The 10,330-nt window shown below is 72.6% G+C and carries 8 protein-coding genes; 3 read left to right on the top strand and 5 right to left on the bottom strand.

The genetic code is table 11. The features are described from left to right. Nucleotides 1–21: 21 nt before the first annotated feature. Nucleotides 22–1,482 carry an NAD-dependent malic enzyme gene (locus ACRDP3_RS00040; RefSeq protein ID WP_431514687.1) on the bottom strand — a complete coding sequence of 487 codons (1,461 nt, stop codon included), beginning with the start codon at nt 1,480–1,482 and terminating at the stop codon, nt 22–24. A 336-nt stretch (nt 1,483–1,818) separates the two neighbouring features. Between ACRDP3_RS00040 and ACRDP3_RS00035 the strand changes: the two genes are divergently transcribed. Further along, on the top strand, nt 1,819–2,025 hold the full coding sequence (locus ACRDP3_RS00035) for a cold-shock protein (protein WP_431514686.1): 207 nt from the start codon (nt 1,819–1,821) through the stop codon (nt 2,023–2,025). Nucleotides 2,026–2,270: 245 nt separating this feature from the next. On the opposite strand, the gene ACRDP3_RS00030 is transcribed toward ACRDP3_RS00035, so the two are convergent. Further along, nucleotides 2,271–4,694: a HelD family protein gene (locus tag ACRDP3_RS00030; RefSeq protein ID WP_431514685.1), complete on the bottom strand. Its 2,424-nt coding sequence runs from the start codon at nt 4,692–4,694 to the stop codon at nt 2,271–2,273. Nucleotides 4,695–4,935: 241 nt separating this feature from the next. Here ACRDP3_RS00030 and ACRDP3_RS00025 point away from each other — a divergent pair, with 241 nt between their 5' ends. Further along, a complete protein-coding gene (locus tag ACRDP3_RS00025) occupies nt 4,936–5,355 on the top strand; it encodes a DUF4190 domain-containing protein (RefSeq protein WP_431514684.1) in 420 nt (139 codons plus the stop codon). A 4-nt stretch (nt 5,356–5,359) separates the two neighbouring features. Here ACRDP3_RS00025 and ACRDP3_RS00020 read toward each other — a convergent pair whose 3' ends face one another. From ACRDP3_RS00020 to ACRDP3_RS00010, 3 genes are all read right to left on the bottom strand, one after another. Beyond that, nucleotides 5,360–6,523, bottom strand: coding sequence for a uroporphyrinogen-III synthase (locus tag ACRDP3_RS00020; RefSeq protein ID WP_431514683.1), 1,164 nt, complete (start codon nt 6,521–6,523; stop codon nt 5,360–5,362). A gap of 116 nt (nt 6,524–6,639) precedes the next feature. Continuing rightward, on the bottom strand, nt 6,640–8,022 hold the full coding sequence (locus ACRDP3_RS00015; protein ID WP_431514682.1) for a nitrate/nitrite transporter: 1,383 nt from the start codon (nt 8,020–8,022) through the stop codon (nt 6,640–6,642). Nucleotides 8,023–8,100: 78 nt separating this feature from the next. Then, complete coding sequence (locus tag ACRDP3_RS00010) at nt 8,101–9,081, bottom strand: LysR family transcriptional regulator (RefSeq protein WP_431514681.1); 981 nt, start codon at nt 9,079–9,081, stop codon at nt 8,101–8,103. Between the two features lie 118 nt (nt 9,082–9,199). Here ACRDP3_RS00010 and ACRDP3_RS00005 point away from each other — a divergent pair. Next, the coding region (locus tag ACRDP3_RS00005; protein ID WP_431514680.1) for an MFS transporter at nt 9,200–10,330 on the top strand (1,131 nt) is incomplete at its 3' end.

The following is a 10,330-nucleotide window of genomic DNA, read 5'->3' as shown; positions in this document are numbered from 1 at the left end:
CCGCGGGACCACCGCGGGGCGTCAGTCCCCGGCTGTGGCCACGGCAGCCGTCGTCGTGGCCGGCACGGTGGCGGCCTCTCCGGCGGCGCGTGCGGCGTCCCGTACGGCGCCTGCCACGGCACCGGAGACCTTCTCGTTGAAGACGCTGGGGATGATGTAGTTCGCGTTCAGCTCGTCCTCCAGCACCACGTCCGCCAGTGCCTGCGCGGCGGCCAGCATCATCTCGCCGGTGACGTTGCGCGCGTGCGCGTCCAGGAGACCGCGGAAGACGCCGGGGAAGACCAGCACGTTGTTGATCTGGTTCGGGAAGTCGGAGCGGCCGGTGGCGACCACCGAGGCGGTCTCCCGCGCCACGGCCGGGTCGACCTCGGGGTCGGGGTTGGCGAGCGCGAACACGATCGCGCCCTTCGCCATCCGCGCCACGTCGGCCCCGTCCAGCACGTTCGGCGCGGAGACGCCGATGAAGACGTCGGCGCCGACGACGGCTTCCTTCAGCGTCCCGGTGACACCCTCGGGGTTGGTGTTCTCGGCCACCCAGTGCAGCGGCGTGCCCTCGGCGGCCTCGACCAGGTCGTCGCGGTCCGCGTGCACCACACCGTGGATGTCGGCGACGACGGCGTGCTTGACGCCCGCCTCCAGCAGCAGCTTCAGGATGGCCGTGCCGGCCGCACCGGCACCCGACATGACGACCCGGATGTCCTCGATCCGCTTGTTCACCACGCGCAGGGCGTTGTGGAGCGAGGCGAGCACCACGATGGCCGTGCCGTGCTGGTCGTCGTGGAAGACGGGGATGTCGACGGCCTCGCGCAGCCGGGCCTCGATCTCGAAGCAGCGGGGTGCGGAGATGTCCTCGAGGTTGATCCCGGCGAAGCCGGGGGCGAGCGCCCGTACGATCTCCACGATCATGTCGGTGTCCTGGGTGTCCAGGCAGATCGGCCAGGCGTCGATCCCCGCGAACCGCTTGAAGAGGGCGGCCTTGCCCTCCATCACGGGCAGCGCCGCCTGCGGGCCGATGTTGCCCAGGCCGAGCACGGCGGAGCCGTCGGTGACCACGGCCACGCTGTTCCGCTTGATCGTCAGGCGGCGGGCGTCCTCGGGGTGTTCCGCGATCTGGGTGCACACGCGTGCCACGCCCGGCGTGTAGACCATGGAGAGGTCGTCACGATTGCGAATGGGGTGCTTGGACGACATCTCGATCTTGCCGCCGAGGTGCATCAGGAACGTACGGTCCGAGACCTTGCCCAGCGCCACACCTTCGATGCCGCGCAGCTTGTCCACGATCTCGTCCGCGTGCGACGTCGAGGAGGCCGCGATCGTGACGTCTATGCGGAGCCGTTCGTGGCCGGACGCGGTGACGTCGAGGCCGGTGACCGAACCGCCCGACGACTCCACGACCGTGGTGATCTGACTGACCGCTGTCCCGCCTGCGGGGACCTCCAAACGGACGGTCATCGAGTACGAGACGCTTGGCGCCGAGCTCATTGCCGACTTCCCTCTGCTTTCCCTTGTCGCGTTGTGCCGCACACCGACCCGCAGCGCAGAAGTATCGGCGGCTGGGGATCGGTCACGTCAACAGATCGTCCCACCTACCCTCCGGTACGCGTAACGGCAGCGGATTCCTCAGCCGTCGGGACAGCGGACACGGAAAGAGCTTTCCACGGTACGAGAGGTGCGCGAGCGGCCCTTCCCCGCCCCCGCCTACGGGCCCGTCTCCCGCCCCGGCGCGAATGATGTGTCTACGCCGCAAATCACACGAAAGCATCCGATCCCGTCCTAGGATCGCCCCGCACACGCCACATGCACACAGGGAGACCAGGGATGGCTCAGGGCACGGTCAAGTGGTTCAACGCCGAGAAGGGCTACGGCTTCATCGCCCAGGAGGACGGCGGCCCGGACGTATTCGTCCACTACAGCTCGATCAACGGTGACGGCTACCGCAGTCTGCAGGACACCCAGCGCGTCGAGTTCGAGATCGCGGAGGGCCGGAAGGGGCCACAGGCAGAAGGGGTTCGCGTCATCAGCTGACCAGCGGGGACGCGAACCCCTCGACGCAAACTCGCACAGGTCAGGAACAGACACTCACGCAGACAGACAGAGCTCACAGAGCTCCGAAGACTTGGGTGACACCGACCCGCCAGCTCGCCTCGCGGCAAGTGGTCGCTCGTAGCGACAATGGTTGGGCCCGGGGGCATGGATCGGGCCGGTGCCACATCCAGGCTAACAAACAGCCCCCGGGACGCCATTCGCCTTCCCCCGGCGGCCGTCCGACGTCAATCTCTCAGCAGGTACGGCACCCCGCTCGCGTCCGGCAGGTCCAGGGCGCCGGACAGCACCGTCAGCCGCTGCGTCGCCCGCGTCAGGGCCACGTACAACACCCGCAGACCCGCCGGTGACTCTCCTCCGAAGAGGCCGTCCCGGGTGGTGGCGGGGCTCCCCCCGGCGTCACCGGGGGGAGCCCCGGCGGCGATCTCCGCCGGTGAGACGACCACTGCCGCGTCGTACTCAAGTCCCTTCGCCTCAAGGCTGCCCAGCGGCACGACACGGTCGCCCAGCCCCGCCAGCCACTGCCGTGCCTCGGCCCGCCGGCCCATCGGGACCACGACACCGACCGTGCCGTCCACCTCGTCCAACGCCCGCTGTGCCTCTGCCCGTACCGCCGCACCCGTCTCACCGCGCGCCACGGCGAAACGCGGCACCAGGCCCGTCGAGCGGACCGCCTTCGGCGGCACCGCCCCCGGCATCGCCAGCGCCAGCACCCGGTCGGCGAGTTCGGCGATCTCGGCGGGGTTGCGGTAGTTGACGGTCAGTTCGAAGCGGCGGCGGGGTCTGCTGCCCAGCGCCTCGGTGCGTGCCTCGGCCGCCTCCTCCGGATCGGACCAGGAGCTCTGCGCCGGGTCGCCGACGACCGTCCAGGTGGCGTGCCGGCCGCGGCGGCCGACCATCCGCCACTGCATGGGTGTCAGGTCCTGCGCCTCGTCCACGATGACGTGCGCGTAGTCCGTACGTTCCTCCGGCTCCCCCGCCACGGCCCGGTCCCGGGACCGCGACCGCCCCGGCTGCCGGTCGGCCGCCGTGGTCAGCTCCTCCAGTCCGGTGAGCGCGTCCACGGGGTCTCCGAACCGCTCCCGCCGGCGGGGCCGTGCGGGTGTACCCAGCAGCACCCGCAACTCGTCCAGCAGCGCCACGTCGTGCACGGACAGCGGGCCTTCTCCCGCCGCGTCGAGCCGCCCGAGGGACTGCGCCAGCGGGCGGACCTCGGCGGCCTTGAGCAGCCGCCCGCGTCCGCGTCCCCGGTGCCCGCCCCCTGAACGACCGGAACCGCCGGAACCGGCGGACCAGCGCATCAGCAGGTCCTCGTCGGCGAGTGCGGCCAGCACCCGACGCGGCGTCAGCTCGGGCCACCACGCGTCCAGGAAGGCGAGGAAGCCGTCCTCGGCGGCGATGTCCTCGTCGAACCCCTCGCGCGCCTCGGCCGCCAGTTCCGGGTCCGGGTAGCGCCGGCCGGCGCCGGACTTCTCCCACAGCGCGTCCAGCAGGAACTTCCGCGCGCGCGGGCGCATCAGGTTGACCGGTGCGGTCCCGCTGAGCACCTGCGCCCGGATGCGGCGCAGTTCGCCGGCGTCCAGCTCGACCCGGTTGCGGAAGGCGACCACCCGCAGCACGTCCGGCACCTCGCCCAGCTCCAGCGCGCCCCGCGCCGCCCTGCGCAGCACCTTCGCCATCCGCGCCGCCCCCTTGACGCGGGCGACGCTCTGTTCGTCGTACGTGGTCGCCTCCGCGCCCTCCACCAGCGCGCCGAGTGAACGGATCGCCACCTGCCCCTCCTCGCCGAGCGAGGGCAGCACGCCCTCGGTGTAGGAGACCAGCAGCGGTGTCGGGCTGACGACGAGAATGCCGCCCGCGTAGCGGCGTCTGTCCTGGTAGAGCAGATAGGCGGCGCGGTGCAGCGCGACGGCGGTCTTGCCCGTGCCCGGGCCGCCCTCGACCTCGGTGACCGAGGCGGCGGGAGCGCGGATGACGAGGTCCTGTTCGGCCTGGATGGAGGAGACGATGTCCCGCATCGCGTGACCGCGCGCCTGCCCCAGCGCCGCCATCAAAGCGCCGTCCCCGATGACGGGCAGGTCGGCACCGCCGAGCCGGGCGGTCAGTTCGGGGCGCAGCAGATCGTCCTCGACGCCGAGCACCTGACGCCCCTTGCTGCGGATGACGCGGCGCCGTACGACCCGGCCGGGCGCGACGGGGGTCGCACGGTAGAACGGCGCGGCGGCCGGCGCCCGCCAGTCGATGACCAGCGGCGTGTAGTCGGCGTCCAGCACACCGATCCGGCCGATGTGCAGGGTCTCCGCGATGTCGGCGGTGCCGTCCGCGCGTACCGCGCCGTCGGCGGGCTCGACGGAGGTGTACGCGCCGTCCGCGCCCCTGGTGCCGTCCGCGCCCGGCAGCAGGTCGACGCGCCCGAAGAGGAAGTCCTCGAACTCGCTGTTGAGCCGGTTGAGATGCATCCCCGCGCGGAAGACCTGCGCGTCGCGTTCGGCGAGCGCGCCGGGGGTGCCCACCTGTGCCCGTTTCGAGGCGTCGTCCATCAGGAACTCGGCCTCATGGATCTTCTCCTCGAGCCTGCGGTACACCTCGTCGAGGTGTACCTGCTCTCCGCGGATCTCCCGCTCCCGGACACTGTCGTGCTGTGCTGCCAATGCCGCGGTCCCCCTTCTGCTGTGCTCTTCCGCTGTGTTCTTCCGCTGTGCTGCTGCCGGGCCGCCGCTTCAGACCCGTGCGGGCATGGGGCAGCCGTCAACCGTACGCGGCCGACGGGGCCCGGCGCACCTGCCGCGACGTGGAAGGTGCTTAAAGGAGTAACCGTGCACAGGCGGGGCAGACACTGTCTTCCGGTAACCGGAACAAGACCGGATACCGGATTCAACGGGAGGGGACACGATGACATCGCCTCAGGGGTGGGACCAGGCGCACACCGGAGCGGGCGGGATGGGACCGGGGCAGCCCCAAGGGCCGCCGCGGAACGGCTTCGGTATCGCCGCGCTCACCCTCGGACTGATCGGCGGGGTGCTGTTCTGGACCATTCTGGGCGGGCTCCTGCTGGGCCTGCTGGCCGTGATCTTCGGCATCCTCGGCTTCCGCCGGGGCAAGCGCGGCCAGGCGACGAACGGCACGCTGGCGATAGTCGGCGCGGTCATCGGCGGCCTCGCGCTCATCGCCTCGGCGGTCGTCGCCGCGGTCGGGCTGTCGCTGGTGAACTCCGGCGAGTTCGACAACCTCGAGGACTGCGTCAGGAACGCCCAGACCCAGGCCGAGGAGCGCAAGTGCCAGGACGACTTCGCGGACAGCTGGCTGGGGTGACCCCTCAGCCGGCGCTGTCCGCGGCGTCCGCCGCGTCCACCGAGGTGGGGTCGAGGGCCAGCCGGTAGCCCCGTTTGACGACCGTCTGGATCAGTTCCCGGGCGCCCAGGGCGACCCGTAGCCGTGCCATGGCCGTCTCCACCGCGTGCTCGTCGCTGCCGGCACCCGGCAGGGCCCGCAGCAGGTCGGCCCGGGACACCACCCAGCCGGGCCGGCGTGCGAGCGCCCGCAGCAGCGCCATGCCCGCGGGCGGCACCGTGCGCAGCTCGCCGTCGACGACGACCGCCCGCCCCCGGATCCCGACCCGGTGCCCGGCGACCGGCAACACCTTCACCCGGCCCGGCAGTTCGACGCACAGCAGCTGTACGAGCGGGCCCAGCCGGAAGCGTTCCGGCTGGACCGTCGGCACCTCGAAGTCCTCCAGCGGCAGCGCCGTGACCGGCCCCACGCACGCCACCAGCACGTCCTGCCGCAGCGCCGCCAGCAGCTCGTCCCGTACGCCGCGCAGCTCCGCCCGGGCCAGCAGTGACGCGGCCGCGGGCGCGCTGGTGAAGGCGAGGGCGTCGACGCCGCGCGCCAGCGTCGCGTCGATCAGCCGGTCGACCGGCCCGATGTCCTCCGGCGGCATCCACCGGTAGACCGGCACCCCGACGACCTCCGCGCCGGCCTCCCGCAGTGACTCCACGAACCCGGGCAGCGGTTCCCCGTGCAACTGAAGCGCGATGCGCCGGCCCGCCACTCCCTGCGCCAGCAGCCGGTCCAGTACCTCGGCCATCGACTCCGACGCCGGCGACCAGTGCTCCCTCAGCCCGGCCGCCCGGATGGCGCCGCGCACCTTCGGGCCGCGGGCGAGCAGCTCGACCTCGCCCAGCCGCGCCCGCAGCCCGGCACCGGCCCCCCAGCCCTCCGCGGCCTCGATCCAGCCGCGGAAGCCGATGGCCGTCGTGGCGATCACGATGTCCGGGGCGTTCTCGATCAGCGCCCTGGTGGCGGCGAGGAGTTCGCTGTCGTCCGCGAGCGGCACGATGCGCAGGGCCGGCGCGTGCATCACCTCGGCGCCGCGCCGCTCCAGCAGGGCGCCCAGCTCCTCGGCACGGCGCGCGGCCGTGAGCCCCACCGTGAACCCGGCGAGGGGCTTCACCCGCTCTTCTGGTTCCGCTTGCCGCATGTGTCTGTTCGCTCCGCCCGTTTTCCTGCTCGTACGAAGAACCGAGCCTGTCAACCGCGCATGACAGGCTCGGTTCCCCGGGGTTTCCCGGCTGTTACGCGATTCGTCGCCTTCGCTCACACGTCGGCGTACGCGGGCTGCGGCGCCCGCTCCGGCGCCGCCGCCGGAACGCGTGCACGCCGCAGGTACACGGCCCAGGTCACGCCCCCGCACACCCCGTAGCAGACCAGGAAGGTGAGGTATGCGGCCGTCCCGGTCCCCAGCGTCTCAAAGGACTGGCGAAAGGCGAGGTTGATGCCGAGCCCGCCGAGCGCGCCGACCGCCCCGATCAGGCCCATCGCCGCGCCCGACAGCCGCCGCCCGCAGGCCGCGGCGCTCTCGCCGGTCATGCCGCGGGCCACCGCCTTGGCCTGGAAGATCGCCGGGATCATCCGGTACGTGGAGCCGTTGCCCAGTCCGCTCAGCACGAACAGCGCGGTGAAGCCGGCCAGGAAGACCGGCAGCGACCCGCTCAGCGAGGCCGCGAGCACCGCCGTCGTCGCCGCCCCCATCGCGGCGAAGGTCCACAGCGTGATCCGGGCACCGCCCCAGCGGTCGGCCAGCCGGCCGCCCACCGGCCTGATGAGCGATCCGAGCAGCGGTCCGAGGAAGGTGAGGGACGCGGCCTGCAGGGGCGTACGGGCGAACTGCGTCTGCAGCACCAGCCCGAAGGCGAAGCTGTAGCCGATGAAGGAGCCGAAGGTGCCGACGTAGAGGAGGGACACGATCCAGGTGTGCGGGTCCCGGGCCGCTTCCCGCGCCGCCCCGGCGTCGTTGCGTACGGGCGCCAGGTTGTCCATCCACAGTGCGGCGCACACGGCGGCGAGCACGATCAGGGGGATGTAGAGGCCCAGCAGGATGCGCGGGTGCCCGGCCCCGGCCGTACCGATCACCGCGAGCCCGGCCAGTTGCACCGCGGGCACGCCCACGTTGCCGCCGCCGGCGTTGACGCCGAGGGCCCAGCCCTTGCGGCGCAGCGGGAAGAAGGAGTTGATGTTCGTCATGGAGGAGGCGAAGTTGCCGCCGCCGACGCCGGTGAGCAGGGCGACGACCAGGAACGTCGCGTACGACGTCCCCGGCTCCATCACCCACCACGCCGCCACCGTCGGCACGAGCAGTAGCGACGCGCTGATCACGGTCCAGTTGCGGCCGCCGAAGCGGGCCACGGCGAAGGTGTAGGGCACGCGGGCCACCGCACCGACCAGGGTGGCCATCGAGATGAGGACGAACTTCCCGGCCGGGTCGATGCCGTACTCCGGTCCCATGAACAGCACCATGACCGACCACAGCGTCCACACCGAGAAGCCGATGTGCTCGGCCAGCACGGACAGCACCAGATTGCGGTGTGCGACGCGCTGTCCGCCCGCCCGCCAGAACGCCTCGTCCTCGGGATCCCACTGCTGGATCCAGCGGCCCCTCTCACGGGTGGTCACAGCGCCTCCATGGATTTCGGGTGTCATGCCTGGTCGTCCCACCCGACGCTAGGGACGGCTCGTTTCGGCGCGGTGCCGCGATGTGTCCCCTGCGCAACCTTGCTCTCACCCTGCGCGGGGCGTGCCGGTGAGCGCCAGGTCGGCCTCCGGCAGCCAGCCGTACGGGCGCGGTACGAGCCACCCCTCCTGAGCGGCGAGGTCACCAGCGGCCTCGCGCAGCGCCCGCAGGCCGGGGTGCCGCAGGCCCCGGCGCCAGACCAGGGAGACCGGGGAGAGCGGCACCGGGTCGGTGAGCAGGCGCAGGGTCATGCCGGGGACGCCGGTGAAGACCTCGCTGGCCAGCACCGACCAGCCGTGCTTGCGTACGAGCCTGGCGAACTCCGCCTCACCCTCGATCTTCGGGAAGGGCGCGGCCAGTTCGATGCCGCGTCCGGTGAAGAGGGAGCGGGCGTAGTCGGTCCACTCGGTCGTGCCGGCGTTGCCCGCACCCGCGTAGAGGGTTTCACCGGCGAGGGCGGACAGCGGCACCTCGGGGAGCCGGGCAAGGGGGTGGGCCGCGGGGAGCAGTACGGCCACCCGCTCGTGCCGCACCAGGCGGTGTCCGAGGCCGGAACGGACCATGGCGGCCAGCCCGGCGACCCGGCCGAAGGAGACGTCGAGCCGGCCGGCGGCGATGTCCTCGGCCGCGCCCGCCAGTCCGCTGTGGAAGCGGGCGACGAACTCCACGCCGGGCGCGCGGCGTCGCGCCTCCTCCAGCACGAGCTGTCCCGTGCTGACGGGTGCCGCGACGTCGACGCTCAGCGGGCGGTCGTCCTCCCGTGCGAAGGCGGCGGCCAGTTCGTCCTGCGCCGCGAGCACGCGGCGGGCGTACGGGAGCAGCCGCTCACCGGCGGGGGTGAGGGTGACCTGCCGGGTGGAGCGGAGGAAGAGGGTGGCGTCCAGCTCCCGTTCCAGGCGGCGGATGTCGCGGCTCAGCGCCTGCTGGGCCAGGAACAGGCGGGCGGCGGCGCGGGTGAAGTGCAGTTCCTCGGCCACGGCGAGGAAGGCACGCAGCAGCCGGGGCTCCAGGTCGCGGTCGCGGGGCATCCGGCGACACTAACGACTTGGTGCAGGTCGTGACCCGGCGACATCGACAACCCAGCCGCGTCAATGGGCGTCGAAAGGGTGTTGGACGCTTTCGGGCGGGCACGGTGAGGGTGGCCGCATGACCCGCGCGCCGACAAGACCTCGCCGATTCGCCCCGTACGCACGGCTGTTCGCCGTACCCGGCGCGGGCGCCTTCACGGCCGGCAGCCTGCTCGCCCGGCTTCCCATGGGGATGTTCACCGTCTCCGCCGTGATCATGATCGCGGGTACGCGCGGCTCGTACGCCCTCGCCGGGGCCGTGACCGCGACCGGGCTGGCCGCGACCGGGGGCGTCGGACCGCTGACGGCGCGGCTGGTCGACCGGCACGGGCAGGCGCGGACCGCCCTGCCCGCGACCGTGGTCGCGGTGGCCGGATCGCTGTCGCTGGCGGCCTGCGTACGGTACGGGGGGCCGGACTGGACGCTGTTCGTCTCCTACGCGGCGACCGCCACCACGCCCAACACCGGCGGCATGTCACGGGCCCGCTGGGCGCACCTCTTCCGCTCCGACCCGGCCGCCCGGCACGCCGCCAACTCCTTCGAGCAGGCGGCCGACGAGCTGTGCTTCATGGCCGGCCCGGTGCTCGCGGCGTTCCTGTGCACCGCGTTCTTCCCGGAGCTGGGGACGCTGCTCGGAGCAGTGCTCCTGCTCACCGGCATGCTCCTCTTCACCGGACAGCGCCGGACCGAGCCACCACTCGTACGGGCGAGCGGTGACCGTACCGCCGCACCGCTCCGCTTGCGCCGCCTGCTTCCGCTGCTGGTCGCCTTCGTCTGCACCGGTGCCGTGTTCGGCTCGATGGAGGTGGCGACGGTCGCCTTCGCCGACGGGCGCGGTCAGCAGGCGACGGCCGGCGCGGTGCTCGCCTGCCAGGCGGCGGGCTCCGCGGCAGCCGGGCTGTTCCTGGGCACCCTCCGGCTGCCCGGCGGCCCGCTCCCCCGCCGCTTCGCGCTGTGCGTGTCCGCGATGGCCGTCCTCTCGCCGCTGCCGCTGCTCGCGGCCGGCACGGGGAGCCTGCCCGCGCTGGCCGCGGCACTCCTCATCGCCGGGATGGGGACGGCGCCGACGATGGTGACGGGCATGACGCTGATCCAGGAGACCGTCCCGGCGGCCAGGCTGAACGAGGGCATGACGCTGGCCGTCACGGCGTTGCTGACCGGCATCGCGACCGGCGCGGCAGCCGGTGGCTGGGCGGCGGAACAGCTGCCG

Source organism: Streptomyces sp., from assembly GCF_050698815.1.
Lineage (GTDB): Bacteria > Actinomycetota > Actinomycetes > Streptomycetales > Streptomycetaceae > Streptomyces.
The sequence above is the reverse complement of the archived record's forward strand: the minus strand, read 5'-3'. Positions and strand labels throughout refer to the sequence as shown.